The 15,259-nt window shown below is 59.7% G+C and carries 13 protein-coding genes; 8 read left to right on the top strand and 5 right to left on the bottom strand.

What is annotated here, in order from left to right; genetic code table 11:
* Positions 1-122: 122 nt before the first annotated feature.
* The 7 genes from PSH79_RS27575 to PSH79_RS27545 all read left to right on the top strand — a co-directional run bounded on the left by PSH79_RS27575 (position 123) and on the right by PSH79_RS27545 (position 9,322).
* Positions 123-1,121, top strand: a complete 999-nt coding sequence (locus PSH79_RS27575) for a phosphate ABC transporter substrate-binding protein PstS (RefSeq protein WP_042561820.1) — start codon at positions 123-125, stop codon at positions 1,119-1,121.
* Positions 1,122-1,543: 422 nt separating this feature from the next.
* Positions 1,544-3,577 (top strand): ABC transporter permease subunit, encoded by a 2,034-nt coding sequence (locus PSH79_RS27570; protein WP_305444112.1) that lies wholly within the window; start codon positions 1,544-1,546, stop codon positions 3,575-3,577.
* 16 nt (positions 3,578-3,593) lie between these two features.
* The gene (gene pstA, locus PSH79_RS27565) at positions 3,594-5,264 is read left to right on the top strand and encodes a phosphate ABC transporter permease PstA (RefSeq protein ID WP_305440531.1); all 1,671 of its coding nucleotides are present in this window, start codon (positions 3,594-3,596) and stop codon (positions 5,262-5,264) included.
* Positions 5,265-5,448: 184 nt separating this feature from the next.
* A complete protein-coding gene (pstB, locus tag PSH79_RS27560; RefSeq protein WP_187677153.1) occupies positions 5,449-6,282 on the top strand; it encodes a phosphate ABC transporter ATP-binding protein PstB in 834 nt (277 codons plus the stop codon).
* Between the two features lie 72 nt (positions 6,283-6,354).
* Positions 6,355-7,116 carry a phosphate signaling complex protein PhoU gene (phoU, locus tag PSH79_RS27555; RefSeq protein ID WP_007954334.1) on the top strand — a complete coding sequence of 254 codons (762 nt, stop codon included), beginning with the start codon at positions 6,355-6,357 and terminating at the stop codon, positions 7,114-7,116.
* Between the two features lie 166 nt (positions 7,117-7,282).
* Positions 7,283-8,239 carry a response regulator gene (locus PSH79_RS27550; protein ID WP_305440530.1) on the top strand — a complete coding sequence of 319 codons (957 nt, stop codon included), beginning with the start codon at positions 7,283-7,285 and terminating at the stop codon, positions 8,237-8,239.
* A 186-nt stretch (positions 8,240-8,425) separates the two neighbouring features.
* Positions 8,426-9,322 (top strand): M23 family metallopeptidase, encoded by an 897-nt coding sequence (locus tag PSH79_RS27545; protein ID WP_305440528.1) that lies wholly within the window; start codon positions 8,426-8,428, stop codon positions 9,320-9,322.
* A gap of 172 nt (positions 9,323-9,494) precedes the next feature.
* Here the strand turns inward: PSH79_RS27545 and PSH79_RS27540 are convergent, their stop codons facing one another.
* From PSH79_RS27540 to phoB, 3 genes are all read right to left on the bottom strand, one after another.
* Positions 9,495-10,835 carry a hemolysin family protein gene (locus PSH79_RS27540; protein ID WP_116028549.1) on the bottom strand — a complete coding sequence of 447 codons (1,341 nt, stop codon included), beginning with the start codon at positions 10,833-10,835 and terminating at the stop codon, positions 9,495-9,497.
* 123 nt (positions 10,836-10,958) lie between these two features.
* On the bottom strand, positions 10,959-12,245 hold the full coding sequence (gene phoR / locus PSH79_RS27535; RefSeq protein ID WP_370872682.1) for a phosphate regulon sensor histidine kinase PhoR: 1,287 nt from the start codon (positions 12,243-12,245) through the stop codon (positions 10,959-10,961).
* A 74-nt stretch (positions 12,246-12,319) separates the two neighbouring features.
* Positions 12,320-13,009: a phosphate regulon transcriptional regulator PhoB gene (gene phoB, locus PSH79_RS27530; protein ID WP_007896474.1), complete on the bottom strand. Its 690-nt coding sequence runs from the start codon at positions 13,007-13,009 to the stop codon at positions 12,320-12,322.
* A 151-nt stretch (positions 13,010-13,160) separates the two neighbouring features.
* Between phoB and PSH79_RS27525 the strand changes: the two genes are divergently transcribed.
* Positions 13,161-13,547 (top strand): hypothetical protein, encoded by a 387-nt coding sequence (locus tag PSH79_RS27525; protein ID WP_305440526.1) that lies wholly within the window; start codon positions 13,161-13,163, stop codon positions 13,545-13,547.
* A 111-nt stretch (positions 13,548-13,658) separates the two neighbouring features.
* Here the strand turns inward: PSH79_RS27525 and ubiA are convergent, their stop codons facing one another.
* Positions 13,659-14,549: a 4-hydroxybenzoate octaprenyltransferase gene (ubiA, locus tag PSH79_RS27520; RefSeq protein WP_305440525.1), complete on the bottom strand. Its 891-nt coding sequence runs from the start codon at positions 14,547-14,549 to the stop codon at positions 13,659-13,661.
* Positions 14,549-15,109, bottom strand: coding sequence for a chorismate lyase (locus PSH79_RS27515; protein ID WP_305440524.1), 561 nt, complete (start codon positions 15,107-15,109; stop codon positions 14,549-14,551). The genes ubiA and PSH79_RS27515 overlap by 1 nt, the downstream gene beginning before the upstream one ends.
* Positions 15,110-15,259 lie beyond the last annotated feature (150 nt).

Here is a 15,259-nt window from a genome sequence, read left to right as displayed (position 1 = left end):
TCATCTTGTAAAACCCGAATACTGGCCTTTCATCCAATTGTCATATTTCAGCCATAGAGTGTTCACACGGCCTGCTGATACTTGGCCCCGACTTAACACACCCTATCTGCTAGGAGTAAGGCATGAAACTGAAGCGTTTGATGGCGGCAATGACTTTTGTCGCTGCTGGCGTTGCGACTGCCAACGCGGTTGCCGCTGTTGACCCTGCTATCCCGAGCTACACCAAGACCACTGGTGTGTCGGGCAACCTGTCCAGCGTCGGCTCCGATACCCTGGCCAACCTCATGACCCTGTGGGCTGAGAACTACAAAAAAGAATATCCGAACGTAAACATCCAGATTCAGGCCGCCGGTTCTTCGACCGCGCCACCTGCGCTGACTGAAGGCACCGCTAACCTGGGCCCGATGAGCCGCAAGATGAAGGACAACGAGCTGCAAGCCTTCGAAACCAAATATGGCTACAAGCCAACCGCTATTCCGGTTGCCGTGGATGCCTTGGCAGTATTCGTACACAAGGACAACCCGATCAAAGGGCTGACCATGGAGCAAGTCGACGCGATCTTCTCGTCCACTCGCCTTTGCGGTGCTAAAACCGACGTGAAAACCTGGGGCGACCTAGGTGTGACCGGCGACCTGGCGAACAAGCCGGTTCAGTTGTTCGGTCGTAACTCGGTATCGGGCACCTACGGCTACTTCAAAGAAGAAGCCTTGTGCAAAGGCGACTTCAAGCCAAACGTCAACGAACAACCTGGTTCGGCTTCGGTCGTGCAGTCGATCAGCTCCTCGCTGAACGGCGTTGGTTACTCGGGTATCGGCTACAAGACCGCAAGCGTGAAAACGGTAGCTCTGGCCAAGAAAGGCAGCACCGATTTCATCGAAGACACCGAAGAAAACGCCCTGAACGGCAAGTATCCGCTGTCGCGTTTCCTCTACGTTTACGTCAACAAAGCCCCGAACAAGCCTCTGGCCCCGCTGGAGGCCGAGTTCGTCAAACTGATTCTGTCCAAACAGGGTCAGGAAGTTGTTGTGAAAGACGGCTACATCCCGTTGCCAGCCAAGGTTGCTGCAAAAGCACTGGCTGACCTGGGTCTGCAGGAAGGCGGCGCTGTCGCCAAGAAGTAACAAATTGAGTCCGGGGTGAACCCCACCGGGCTCAAGTGAAAGGCCGGATCTGCCCGCAGACCGGCCTTTTACACACCTCAAATTTTTGATCCTCTGCCAGCCCCGCTGGCGGTGGATTTGCTGCGTCACTGCATTGTCATCTTTCTGTCATACAGGATCGCTAGGGTGAGCGCATGAATGATCTGGCCAATTCCCAAATGACTACTAATCCTCCCAAGCGCATTGATTTCAATACGCCTGAGCTGCAACGCAAGCGCCGCATTCGCGCGCTCAAGGATCGCTTCACTCGCTGGTACGTCCTCGTTGGCGGTCTGGCGGTGCTGGCAGCCATCACCCTGATCTTCTTCTTCCTCGCCTACGTGGTTGCGCCATTGTTTCAGGGTGCTGACCTGACGGCGAAAGACTCGATCACTCCGGCCTGGATGCAGGACGCCGGCAAGCCGCTGATGATTTCGCTCGAAGAGCAGAATCAGGTGGCCATGCGCGTTTCCGACAAGGGCCAGGCGTTGTTCTTCGATATCGACAGTGGCGCTGAACTGAAGCGCGTCGATCTGCCGCTGCCCGCCGGTGCAACCGTGACCTCCATTGGTGAAGATCAGCCAGGTCATCCGCTGGTGGCCGTGGGTCTGTCCAACGGTCAGGCGCTGGTGTTCCGTCACACTTATAAAGTCAGCTACCCCGACGGCAAGAAAACCATCACCCCGGCCATCGAATACCCGTACGGCGAGGCGCCAATCGCGCTGAACGAAGCCGGCGGTGCGCTGGAACACGTCAGCCTCAACGCCACCGATACGACGCTGATGCTGGTGGGCTCCACCGGTTCGCAACTCAATGTGTTGTCGCTGACCAGCGAAGAAAACATGATGACCGGCGAAGTCACCAACGAGCAGAAGCGTATCGATCTGCCGCAAATGACTGAGCCGGTTAAAAACATCTTCGTCGACCCGCGCCAGCAGTGGCTTTATGTGGTCAACGGTCGTGCCCAGGCCGACGTATTCAGCCTGCGCGACAAGAGCCTCAACGGTCGCTACAAGCTGCTGGAAAACGCCGATACCGAAGTCACTGCGACCACACAACTGGTGGGCGGTATCTCGCTGATCGTCGGTGACTCCAAGGGCGGGCTGGCCCAGTGGTTCATGGCCCGCGACCCTGATGGCGAGCAGCGCCTGAAGCAGATTCGTACGTTCCAGATGGGCAAGTCGCCGATCATTGAGATTACCGCCGAAGAGCGCCGCAAGGGCTTCCTCGCGCTGGATGCCAGCGGCAAGCTCGGCGTGTTCCACAGCACCGCGCACCGTACTTTGCTGGTTGATCAGGTCGTTGAGGGCCAGGGCCTGTTCGGCCTGTCGCCGCGCGCCAACCGCGTGATCGTCGAGGCTGGCGGCAAGCTGCAACCGCTGCTGCTTGATAACCCGCACCCGGAAGTTTCCTGGAGCGCGCTGTGGAGCAAGGTCTGGTACGAAAACTACGACGAACCTAAGTACGTCTGGCAATCGACTGCGGCCAACACCGACTTCGAACCGAAGCTGAGCCTGTCGCCACTGACCTTCGGCACCCTGAAAGCCGCGTTCTACGCGATGCTGCTGGCCGCGCCACTGGCCGTTGCCGCTGCGATCTACACCGCGTACTTCATGGCCCCGGGCATGCGCCGCAAGGTCAAGCCGGTGATCGAGTTGATGGAAGCGATGCCGACGGTGATCCTCGGTTTCTTCGCCGGTCTGTTTCTCGCGCCTTATGTAGAAGGGCATTTGCCGGGCATCTTCAGCCTGCTGATGCTGTTGCCGATCGGCATTCTGGTCGCTGGCTTCACCTTCAGCCGTCTGCCTGAGTCGATCCGCCTGAAAGTCCCGGACGGTTGGGAAAGTGCGCTGCTGATTCCGGTGATCCTGTTTGTGGGCTGGCTGTCGCTGTACATGAGCCCGTTCATGGAGAACTGGTTCTTCGGCGGCGACATGCGCATGTGGATCTCCCACGACCTGGGCATCACCTACGACCAGCGCAACGCTCTGGTGGTCGGATTGGCCATGGGGTTCGCAGTGATCCCGAACATCTATTCGATTGCCGAAGACGCCGTGTTCAGCGTGCCGCGTGGCCTGACCCTCGGTTCGCTGGCCCTCGGTGCCACACCTTGGCAGACCATGACCCGCGTGGTGATCCTGACCGCCAGCCCGGGCATCTTCTCGGCGCTGATGATCGGCATGGGCCGTGCGGTCGGCGAAACCATGATCGTGCTGATGGCCACCGGTAACACCCCGGTCATGGAAATGAACCTGTTCGAAGGCCTGCGCACCCTGGCCGCCAACGTCGCGGTGGAAATGCCCGAATCGGAAGTCGGCGGCAGCCACTACCGCGTGCTGTTCCTCTCGGCGCTGGTGCTGCTGTTGTTCACCTTCGTCATGAACACCCTGGCAGAACTGATTCGTCAGCGTCTGCGCAAGAAATACTCGTCGCTTTAAGCAAAGGTAGAAGTCTGTGAAACAGAACTCCCTGAAAGGATGGTTCAAGAGCGGCGCCCCGGGCGTCTGGATCAGCGGTGGCGCGGTGTCCATCGCGGTCATCATGACCATTGGCCTGCTGGCGGTGATTGCCGTGCGTGGTCTGGGTCACTTCTGGCCGGCGGATCTGATCCACGCCAGCTACGACGTGCCGGGCCAGGCCCAGCACCTCGTGGTCGGCGAAGTGGTACAGAAAGAAGAAGTGCCGCGTGCCCGTCTGAAGAGCGCCGGTTTGCCGGTGCCGGATGCAGGCCCGGAATTCATGACTCGCGAGCTGATCAAGGTCGGCAACCGTGACCTGAACGGCAACGACTTCACATGGATCGTCGGCGAGTGGCTGACCAACCAGACCACGCCGCCCGAGTTGATGGCGATCGAGCGTCGCGAGTGGGGCAACTTCTACGGCTACCTGGTCAACGTCAAACAGGACGGCAAGGTCATCGCTGAAGGCGAGGCGGCATGGCCTGAGCTGCAAGCGCGGATCAACCGTGTAAACGGTCTGGCTGCACAACTGAAGTCGCTGGAAAAGACTGACATCGGTGCAATCAACGCAGGCCTTGAGCGCATCCGTCTGCACGGTCGCAAACTGGAACTGGAAGGCAAGCTCGACGCCACCGCGCAAGCGGACATGGAATCCGAGCGCGCCGAACTGAACGCCCGTTATCAGGACATCGAAGCGCGTCTGGCCGATCTGCATGCGCAGTTCAACCGTGATGCGTTGACCGCTCGCGATGCCAACGGCAAAGAAATCGAAATCGGTCTGGGTAAAGTGGTTCACGCCTACCAGCCGAACGCCATGAGCACCTTCACCAAGGTCGGCTTCTACTTCAGCAAGATCTGGGAATTCCTCTCGGATGACCCGCGTGAAGCCAACACCGAAGGCGGGATCTTCCCGGCGATTTTCGGCACCGTGATGATGACTCTGATCATGGCGATGATCGTTACCCCGTTCGGCGTACTGGCGGCGGTGTACCTGCGTGAATACGCCAAGCAGAACACCCTGACGCGGATCATCCGTATCGCGGTGAACAACCTGGCGGGCGTTCCGGCGATCGTTTACGGCGTGTTCGGTCTGGGCTTCTTCGTTTACGTACTCGGTGGTTCGGTCGACCGCTTGTTCTTCCCCGAAGCGCTGCCGGCACCGACCTTCGGTACACCGGGGCTGCTCTGGGCGTCCCTGACCCTGGCGCTGCTGGCGGTACCGGTGGTGATTGTCGCGACCGAAGAAGGTCTGGCGCGGATTCCTCGCACCGTGCGCGAAGGCTCGTTGGCCCTCGGCGCGACCAAGGCTGAAACCTTGTGGAAGATTGTGATCCCGATGGCCAGCCCGGCCATGATGACCGGCATGATCCTCGCCGTGGCCCGTGCCGCCGGTGAAGTGGCACCGCTGATGCTGGTGGGTGTGGTGAAACTGGCGCCGTCGCTGCCGGTGGATGGCAACTATCCGTACCTGCACCTGGATCAGAAGATCATGCACTTGGGCTTCCACATTTACGACGTCGGCTTCCAGAGCCCGAACGTCGAAGCGGCCCGCCCGCTGGTGTACGCCACGGCGCTGTTGCTGGTGCTGGTGATCGCGACACTGAACCTGTCGGCGGTTTATATCCGCAACCACCTGCGCGAAAAATACAAAGCTTTGGACAGTTAACACCAACCCTGTGGGAGCTGGCTTGCCAGCGATGCAGGCGACTCGGTCAGCCGGTAACACCGCGGTGATGCCATCGCTGGCAAGCCAACTCCCACAAGGATCGGCGCAAGCCACAGATTTTCAGTAACCCATTGGCAAGGCCAGTGGTTCAACGAACCGAATTTGTCAGCACAGGGAGCCTCCCATGCAGCACGAAACACATAGCCACGGCATCAACATGTCTGCCCTGGGCCGCGACAAGCAGAGCCTGAATCTTGAACAGGAAACCGTGGCCATTGAAGTCCCGGGCCTGAACCTGTTCTACGGCGATAAACAAGCGCTGTACGACGTCAGCCTGAACATCCCGAAACAGCGCGTGACCGCGTTCATCGGCCCGTCCGGCTGCGGAAAGTCCACACTGCTGCGTACCTTCAACCGCATGAACGACCTGGTTGACGGCTGCCGCGTCGAAGGCGCGATCAACCTGTATGGCAACAACATCTATCGCAAAGGCGAAGACGTTGCCGAGCTGCGTCGTCGCGTCGGCATGGTGTTCCAGAAGCCCAACCCGTTCCCGAAAACCATCTACGAAAACGTGGTTTACGGTCTGCGCATTCAAGGCATCAACAAAAAACGCATCCTCGACGAAGCCGTTGAGTGGGCGTTGAAAGGCGCGGCATTGTGGGACGAAGTCAAAGACCGTCTGCACGAGTCCGCACTCGGTCTGTCCGGTGGTCAGCAGCAGCGTCTGGTGATCGCCCGCACCATCGCGGTTGAGCCGGAAGTGCTGCTGCTCGACGAACCGTGCTCGGCCCTCGACCCGATCTCGACCCTGAAGGTTGAAGAGCTGATCTACGAGCTGAAATCCAAGTTCACCATCGTCATCGTGACCCACAACATGCAACAGGCGGCGCGGGTGTCCGACTACACGGCGTTCATGTACATGGGCAAACTGGTGGAATTCGGCGACACCGATACCCTGTTCACCAATCCGGCGAAGAAGCAGACCGAAGACTACATCACTGGTCGCTACGGCTGACAGTTGCGGGTTATTCACAGAATTTGATGCTGCGGCCCACCGCACCTTACCGGACGCTCCAAGGACGCCAACATGATTAGTAAAGAAGGCCTTACCCATCACATCTCCGCGCAGTTCAACGCCGAGCTTGAGGAAGTGCGCAGCCACCTCCTGGCCATGGGCGGGCTGGTGGAGAAACAGGTCAACGACGCGGTGACCGCTCTGATCGAAGCCGACTCCGGTCTGGCTCAGCAGGTGCGCGAGATCGACGACCAGATCAACCAGATGGAACGCAACATCGACGAAGAATGCCTGCGCATTCTGGCCCGTCGTCAGCCTGCGGCGTCTGACCTGCGTTTGATCATCAGCATTTCAAAGTCGGTGATCGACCTTGAACGCATCGGCGACGAAGCGACCAAAATCGCCCGCCGTGCGATTCAACTGTGTGAAGAAGGCGAAGCGCCGCGCGGTTACGTCGAGGTTCGCCACATCGGCGATCAGGTGCGCAACATGGTTCGCGATGCGCTGGACGCGTTTGCCCGCTTCGACGCCGATCTGGCGTTGTCGGTGGCGCAGTACGACAAGATCATCGACCGCGAATACAAGACTGCCCTGCGTGAGCTGGCCACCTACATGATGGAAGACCCGCGCTCTATCTCGCGGGTCTTGAGCATTATCTGGGTGCTGCGTTCGCTGGAGCGCATCGGCGACCACGCGCGCAATATCTCGGAACTGGTGATCTATCTGGTGCGCGGCACTGACGTTCGCCACATGGGCCTCAAGCGCATGAAGGAAGAAGTTGAAGGCACAAGCGGCGAAACCGCTAATGTTCCGGGCGATGCTGACGATAAGTAAGATTGCCTGAGAAAAGCGCCCGGCCCTTTGGCCGGGCGTTTTTGTTAGGGACTTTCGAATTAAAAAGCAGCACCCGCGAACGAAAAGTCCCGGCGTGACTGAAGATTGTTGGCAATGTGCCATCAGCAAAGCGGTATGCTTGCCGGGATTTTTATAGGGGTGTTGGATGAGCAAGATCAGTGTGTTGGTCGTGGACGATGCTTCGTTCATTCGTGACCTGGTGAAAAAGTGCCTGCGTAACTACTTCCCGGGGATCCGAACCGAGGACGCCGTCAACGGTAAAAAGGCCCAGGCCATGCTGGCCAAGGAAGCGTTTGACTTGGTCCTGTGCGACTGGGAAATGCCGGAAATGTCCGGTCTTGAACTGCTGACCTGGTGCCGCGAGCAAGACAATCTCAAGACCATGCCATTCGTCATGGTCACCAGCCGTGGCGACAAGGAAAACGTCGTCCAGGCGATTCAGGCCGGCGTTTCCGGCTACGTCAGCAAGCCGTTCACCAACGAGCAACTGCTGACCAAGGTCAAACAGGCGCTGAACAAGGTCGGCAAGCTCGACACCTTGATGAACAGCGCACCCACCAAGATGAACTCGGCATTCGGCAACGACTCCCTGAGCGCATTGACCGGCGGCAAGCCTGCCGTGGTCGGCGGCGCTCCGGCAGCCGCGGCGGTCAACCCGTTCGCCAAGCCTGCCGTTGTCGCGCCGACACCAGCCGCTGCGCCGTCCCGTGGTTTGCTAAACAGCCCGCCGGTCAAAGCGCCAGCCGCCTCGGCAGCGCCTGCAGGTGGTCGTGGTCAAGGCCAGTTGCGCCTGCCAAGTGGTAATCAGCAGTGCGTGATCAAGGCTCTGAGCATCAAGGAAGCGCTGTTGGTGGTAAAACGCACCGACACCCTGCCGCAGATCCTCGACAGCGCCGTGCTCGACCTGGAGCAGGGCGACAACGCCGAAATCGCCCGCCTCAACGGCTACCTGCACGCCATCGTCGCTTTTGAGCAGAAAGCCGACAGCGACTGGCTGCAACTGACCTTCCGTTTCGTCGACCAGGACGCACAGAAGCTCGACTACATCTCCCGCCTGATCGCTCGCGGCACGGCGCAGAAGCACTTCGTTCCCGGCGCGTAAGCGGGGCGTTGATAAAAGATCGCAGCCTGCGGCAGCTCCTACAGGAATCGCATTCCAATGCAGGAGCTGCCGCGGGCTGCGATCTTTTGCTTTGCGCGCTGCCCAATTTGAAACATCTGTCGACTAGCCTGGTCTGTCTCAGCTGCTAGGCTCATTCCCAGGCCTTACTTCGACAGACTCTTGCCCATGCTCGCGCGCCTGCTGTTTTTCTGTGGTCTTTTCATGGCCTCCACCTCGGCTGTGGCCATGACCATTTACAAATCCACCGATGCCAACGGCGTGGTCTCGTACAGCGACCGTCCGAGCAAAGGCTCGCAGGTGTTCGTCTTTCAGGACCGCATGGTCGAACGTCTGGAGCGTCAGGTCTATCTCGACATCAAGAAGCAGAAGGGCGTCGATGTGGTGTTCGTGCGCAACGATCTGTATGCGCCGGTTGAGGTGGCGCTGGCGTTTACCGGGATGAGCAATGTCCGTGGCGCGCCCGCTCAAACGATCCGCCGGGTACTGCCGGCGCGCAGCAATACGCGATTGGCGTTGCTGAAGGCGATTACCGGCGGCAAACCGCTGGTGTATACACCGCAGTTTCATTACGCCCTGGGTGATCCTGCCGGAACGGCTCAGGGCTATCGCTACCCACTGCCATGGCGGGGCGGGCCGTTCCGCTTGAGTCAGGGCGCTGAGGGCCAATACAGCCATTACGGGCCGAAGAACAAATATGCGATGGACATCGCCATGCCGGTCGGCACGCCGATCATTGCCGCGCGTGCAGGGGTGGTGGTGAAAACCGAGAATTCGCAAAGTGGACGCGGCACTGACCCTTCCGGCAATTTCGTGCGAGTGCTGCACGATGACGGGACGATGGGTGTGTACCTGCATCTCAAGCAAGGGTCGGTGAGCGTTCGTGAAGGGCAGCGGGTGGTGGTGGGCAGCCCGTTGGCGCTGTCGGGCAACACCGGCAACAGCAGCGGCCCGCACCTGCACTTTGTGGTGCAGCGCAATACCGGTCTGGGGCTGGTGTCGATTCCGTATCAGTTCAACCAGCCGCTGGGAGCGTTGCCCAACTTTGCGTTGGGCAAACAGTAGGCGCGATAGGGTGTTGAGGGTTTTTGTGGCGAGTGGATTTATCCCCGTTGGGCCGCGAAGCGGCCCCAAATATTGCAACTCTGTACTAACTGACTGCATTCAATGGTTTTGGGACGGCTGCGCCGTCCAACGGGGATAAATCCCCTCGCCACAAGAGCCTCCCAAACTCCCATCAATCCAGCATCAACACCTTGGCCAGCACAATCTTCGGCCCTTTCATCTTCTTGATGATGATCCGCAAGCCTTCGACTTCCAGCACTTCTTCCTCTTCCGGCACCCGTTTCAGGGTTTCGTAGACCAGCCCGGCGAGGGTTTCGGCTTCGATGTGGTCCAGATCGATGCCCAGCAGGCGTTCAACCTTGAACAACGGCGTATCGCCACGCACCAGCAGCTTGCCCGGCTGATAGGCGAGGATCCCGCGTTCAGCCTTGCGGTGTTCGTCCTGAATGTCGCCGACCAGCACTTCCAGCACGTCTTCCATGGTCAGGTAGCCGATGATGTTGCCGTCAGCCTCCTCGACCACGGCGAAGTGCGAGCCGCCCTTGCGGAACTGCTCCAGCAACTGCGACAACGGCATGTGCCGCGACACGCGCTCCAAAGGACGGGTCAGTTCAGCCAGGTTGAACGACTCGGGAATGTGGTCGAGCGCCGCCAGCTCCAGCAGCAGATCCTTGATGTGCAGCAGGCCGACGAACTCTTGGCGCTCGCTGTCGTACACCGGATAACGGCTGAACTTGTGGCGACGGAACATCGCCAGGATTTCTTTCAGTGGTGCGTTGAATTCGAGGGTGATCAGGTCTTCCCGGGAGTTGGCCCAGTCGACCACTTCCAGCTCACCCATTTCCACCGCCGAGGCCAGTACACGCATGCCTTGGTCGCTCGGGTCCTGACCACGGCTGGAGTGCAGGATCAGTTTCAGTTCTTCGCGGCTGTAATGGTGTTCGTGGTGCGGGCCGGGTTCACCTTGGCCGGCGATACGCAAAATGGCGTTGGCGCTGGCGTTGAGCAGGTAGATCGCCGGGTACATCGCCCAATAGAACAGGTACAGCGGCACCGCCGTCCACAGCGACAGCAACTCGGGTTTACGGATCGCCCAGGATTTGGGCGCCAGCTCACCAACGACGATGTGCAGGTACGAAATCACGAAGAACGCGGCGAAGAACGACACGCCTTTGATCACTTCGGGCGACTGCACGCCAACGCTTTCCAGCAATGGCTCGAGAATGTGTGCGAACGCCGGCTCACCGACCCAGCCCAGGCCAAGAGAGGCGAGGGTGATGCCGAGCTGGCACGCCGAGAGGTACGCATCGAGCTGACTGTGGACGGTGCGCAGGATGTGTCCGCGCCAGCCGTTCTGTTCAGCGATGGCCTCGACCCGGGTCGAGCGCAGTTTGACCATGGCGAATTCCGCCGCAACGAAAAAGCCGTTGAGCAAAACCAGGATCAGAGCAAAAAGGATCATGCCGAAATCGGCGAAAATTGTAGCGAGGGACAAGCCAGGGGAAGGGTCCATGATGGAGTTTTGCGGGTTCCGTGTGATTCGTAAGAGAGAAGAAATCGCGCCTGAAAGGCAGACGCAAGTCCGCCAATGTAGCGGCTGACTGGGCGATTGCCTAGTGGCGCGTGCTGGCCGGTATCACTCGGCGGCGCTGATCGCCCGTGCCTGAGCCACCTGAGCCGGGACGAAATGGCAGGTGAACGTACTGCCATGACCGGGCACGCTGCTGATCTCCATGCGTGCGCGGTGTCGCAACAAGACGTGTTTGACGATGGCCAGACCCAGGCCGGTGCCGCCGGTGTTGGAGTTACGGCTGGAGTCGACGCGGTAGAAGCGTTCGGTCAGGCGCGGCAGGTGTTTGCTGTCGATGCCGATCCCCGAATCCTGCACGCTCAGGTGCGCGCCATGTGCGTCACCCCACCAGCGAATGCGGATATTGCCCTCGGCAGGGGTGTACTTCACCGCATTGAACACCAGATTGGAGAACGCACTGCGCAGCTCCGCCTCGCTGCCCTTGAGCAACAGGCTGGCGTCGGCCTCAAGGGTGATGCGCTGGTTTTTCGTTCCGGATAACTGCTGCGCATCGCTCTTGATCGATTGCAGCAGCGTGTCGACCTGCACCGGCTGGTTATCCGACGGGTAATCGGTGGCTTCCAGTTTCGCCAGCAGCAAGAGGTCGTTGAGCAGCGTCTGCATGCGTCCGCCCTGTTGCTGCATTTGCTGCAAGGCGCGGCTCCAGCGCGGGTTCACTTCCTCGACGTTGTCGAGCAGGGTTTCCAGATAGCCGCAGATAACGGTCAGCGGCGTGCGCAGTTCGTGGGAGACGTTGGCGATGAAGTCTTTGCGCATCTGTTCCAGCTGATGAATGCGCGTGACGTCGCGCACCAGCATCAGGTGCTCATTGTTGCCGTAGCGCGTGAGGTACAGCTGAATGCGCACGCGATCATTGGTCGGCGAAGGGATTTCCAGCGGCTCGGCGTAGCTTTCCTGCTCGAAGTATTCCTTGAAGCGCGGATGGCGCACCAGGTTGGTCACCGGTTGGCCGCTGTCCTGTGGAGTCTTGAGGCCGAGCAGGGTTTCGGCAGCGCGGTTCCACCATTCCAGATTGCCGTCGCTGTCGAGCATGATCACCGCGTCTTTCAGCGCAGCGGTGGACTCCTGAACTCTGTCGATCACTGCTTGCAAGCGTCCGCGCACCCGTTGGTCACGGCGTTGCAAATGGTAGATGCTGTCGAATACTTCGCCCCACAAGCCATAGCCGTCGGGCGGTGCTTCGTCTGGTTGATGCAGGCGCAGCCATTCATGCAGACGCAGCAATTGCTTGAGCGTCCAGGCCAGGTAAATACCCAGGCCCGCCGCGAGGCTCCAGCCGTAATAGCCGGTGATCAGGCCGATCACCAGGCAGGCGGTGACCAGCAACAGCATGTGGCGAATCAGGGTGCCATGCCAGTTTTGATTCACGGGAAATACGATCCTTGTCAGCGAGTCTGGCGGTCGGGTCAGGCCTTGGTGGAAAACCGGTAGCCAGTGCCGCGCACGGTTTGTACCAGATTTTCGTAGGCGTCGCCGAGAGCCTTGCGCAGGCGTCGGATGTGAACGTCGACGGTGCGCTCTTCAACGTAGACGTTGCCACCCCAGACCTGATCCAGCAACTGGCCGCGGGTGTAGGCGCGTTCCTGGTGGGTCATGAAGAATTGCAGCAGACGGTATTCGGTCGGGCCCATCTCGGCAGGCTTGCCGTCGATGGTCACGCGGTGGCTGATCGGATCGAGCAGCAGACCGCCGACTTCAATCGGCGCTTCGCCATCGGTCGGGCCGGCGCGGCGCAGCACGGCTTTGAGGCGTGCAACCAGCTCACGCGGTGAAAACGGTTTGGTGATGTAGTCGTCGGCGCCGACTTCCAGACCCTGGATCTTGTTGTCCTCTTCACCTTTGGCGGTGAGCATGATGATCGGGATATCACCGGTCAGCTCGTCACGCTTGAGGCGGCGGGCCAGCTCGATACCGGAGGTGCCGGGCAGCATCCAGTCGAGCAGGATCAGGTCCGGTTTGCGGTCGACGATGATGGCGTGCGCCTGCTGCGAGTTCTCCGCCTCGAGGCAGTCATAGCCGGCCATTTCCAACGCAACGGCGATCATTTCGCGAATGGGCGCTTCGTCGTCGACGATCAGAATGCTCCTGCCAACCATGCCTTAATCCTCTTGTCATTTAACTGTCTTGCGCCGCATTAGATAACGGAATTATTGCAGTCGTGTGACAGTATTTTAGTCGCCCGGCGGTGGGCGGGATCCTGAACTAAGCTTTAAGTCCGAATCCTGACAACCACAAAAGAAGGTTTCCATGACTCATATGACTGCTTCCTTCAAAGCTTTGCTGATGGCCGCGGCCCTCGCTCTGCCCGGTCTGGCGATGGCTGCCGATCCGGCAATGATGAAAGACGGCATGATGGTCGATCACAAAGGCATGACCGTATATACGTTCGACAAAGACGCTGGCGGCAAGTCGATGTGCAACGGCGACTGCGCCAAGAACTGGCCTCCGATGATGGCGCCGGCGGGCGCCAAGGCTGAAGGCAAATGGAGTGTCATCAAACGCGATGACGGCATGATGCAGTACGCCTACGACGGCAAGCCGCTGTACACGTTCGTGAAGGATGAAAAACCTGGAGAAAAGAAAGGCGACATGATGAAAGACATGTGGCACGTCGTGCATATGTCGCAGAAATAACGGAGATTCCCTGTGGAAGCGAGCCTGCTCGCGAAAGCGGCCTTTCAGGCAACAGATTTGCTGACTGACACGACGCCATCGCGAGCAGGCTTACTCCTACAAGGGCTGCGTTCAGCGCAATGCGTAATCCAGCACAATCCCGACAAAAATCGCCAGCCCGGCCCAGTGGTTGTGCAAAAACGCCTGAAAGCAACGCATCCGGTCCTTGCTGCGGGTGTACCAGAACTCCCACGCATAGCAGCCGGCCGCCACCAGCAGGCCGAGATGGAACCAGACCCCCAGCTCGAATTTCGACCCCGCCAGCAACAGGCAGCCCAACGACAGGGCCTGCAAGGTCAAAATGATCACCCTGTCCGCCTCGCCGAACAGAATCGCCGTGGATTTCACCCCGATCTTCAAGTCGTCATCGCGGTCAGTCATCGCGTAATAGGTGTCGTAACCCACCGTCCACAGCAGGTTGGCGATCCACAGCAACCACGCCGCCGCCGGCACTTCGCCGGTCTCGGCGGTGAACGCCATCGGCATGCCCCAAGAGAATGCTGCGCCCAGCACCACTTGCGGGTAATAGGTGTAGCGCTTCATGAACGGATAGGTGAACGCCAGCGCCAGGCCACCCAACGACAGCCAGATCGTCGGCGCGTTGGTGCACAGCACCAGCAGGAAACTCACGCCCATCAGAATCGCGAAGAACACCAACGCTTCCTTCGAACTGATCTTGCCGCTGGCCAGCGGCCGTTGCGCGGTGCGTTTGACGTGGCCGTCGACCTTGCGATCGGCCCAGTCATTGATCACGCAGCCACCGGCGCGGGTCAGCACCACACCGAGGACAAAAATCACGATGTTGGCCAGCGACGGCGAACCTTTGCCGGCAATCCACAAGGCCCACAAGGTCGGCCATAGCAGCAGGTAAATGCCGATCGGCTTGTCCATGCGGGTCAACTGAATGAAATCCCAGGCGCGCGGGTTCAGGCGGTTCAGGGACTTGAGCAGGCTCTGATACATCAGCAGTTCTCCGGATGGGCGCGAACGGCGCTCCACAGGCTCGGCAGGAAGATTTCGGCAACCAGCACGCTCAGTGCGCCACGGTCGAAACGCGAGCGACGGCCCCACAGCTCAGGGGCGCGGGAAGCTTGCGGCAGCCATTGTTCCGGGTAATGACAGACTTCGATGGCACGGCGTTGGAAGGCATGATCGCAAAACAGCAGTTCACCCAGCGAGCGGCTGCCCAGTTCGTCCATGTGCAAACCGTCGCCCTGCAAGGCGCTGCGCGAGGCCACGCTGCGGGCGAACACCCAGGCCTCGCCATGACCACGTAAATACACTTCACGCACCCAACCTTCGCTGCCTTCGGCCAGATCCAGCGCGGCGCATTCGTCGGCGCGCAACGTGTCCCAGCCTTCAAACAGCGGCGTGACGCTGAAGCCATCGTTGGACAGACGGGTCAGGCGGCGAGTCAGGGAACCTTCGTCGAACAACCAGTCGAGGGTCGACGAATCGGGGAGGGGCGTCAGTCGGCTTTGAGTCAGCCAGAGCGGGGCCGGGCAGGCATTTGAATGTTGCACAATGAGTCATTATTGGCCGCAAATGAGGCGGCGAGCTTACCATGGCGGGCCGCGAGATTGATTGATCCGGGACGCCGTTGCGCCGAACAGGCTTGCATCTGCCCGGCACCATCAGTACAAAACGCGCTGAGCCGGATGGCAGAGCACCAC

Source organism: Pseudomonas sp. FP2196 (assembly GCF_030687715.1).
In the GTDB taxonomy this organism is placed as follows: domain Bacteria; phylum Pseudomonadota; class Gammaproteobacteria; order Pseudomonadales; family Pseudomonadaceae; genus Aquipseudomonas.
The sequence above is the reverse complement of the archived record's forward strand: the minus strand, read 5'-3'. Positions and strand labels throughout refer to the sequence as shown.

Bases quoted from the DNA above. Each gene is read 5' to 3' on its own strand.
- PSH79_RS27575 (WP_042561820.1), top strand. From the start codon at position 123: ATGAAACTGAAGCGTTTGATGGCGGCAATGACTTTTGTCGCTGCTGGC.
- PSH79_RS27570 (WP_305444112.1), top strand. From the start codon at position 1,544: ATGCAGGACGCCGGCAAGCCGCTGATGATTTCGCTCGAAGAGCAGAAT.
- pstB (WP_187677153.1), top strand. From the start codon at position 5,449: ATGCAGCACGAAACACATAGCCACGGCATCAACATGTCTGCCCTGGGC.
- phoU (WP_007954334.1), top strand. From the start codon at position 6,355: ATGATTAGTAAAGAAGGCCTTACCCATCACATCTCCGCGCAGTTCAAC.
- PSH79_RS27550 (WP_305440530.1), top strand. From the start codon at position 7,283: ATGAGCAAGATCAGTGTGTTGGTCGTGGACGATGCTTCGTTCATTCGT.
- PSH79_RS27545 (WP_305440528.1), top strand. From the start codon at position 8,426: ATGCTCGCGCGCCTGCTGTTTTTCTGTGGTCTTTTCATGGCCTCCACC.
- PSH79_RS27540 (WP_116028549.1), bottom strand. From the start codon at position 10,835: ATGGACCCTTCCCCTGGCTTGTCCCTCGCTACAATTTTCGCCGATTTC.
- phoR (WP_370872682.1), bottom strand. From the start codon at position 12,245: ATGCTGTTGCTGGTCACCGCCTGCCTGGTGATCGGCCTGATCACCGGC.
- phoB (WP_007896474.1), bottom strand. From the start codon at position 13,009: ATGGTTGGCAGGAGCATTCTGATCGTCGACGACGAAGCGCCCATTCGC.
- PSH79_RS27525 (WP_305440526.1), top strand. From the start codon at position 13,161: ATGACTCATATGACTGCTTCCTTCAAAGCTTTGCTGATGGCCGCGGCC.
- ubiA (WP_305440525.1), bottom strand. From the start codon at position 14,549: ATGTATCAGAGCCTGCTCAAGTCCCTGAACCGCCTGAACCCGCGCGCC.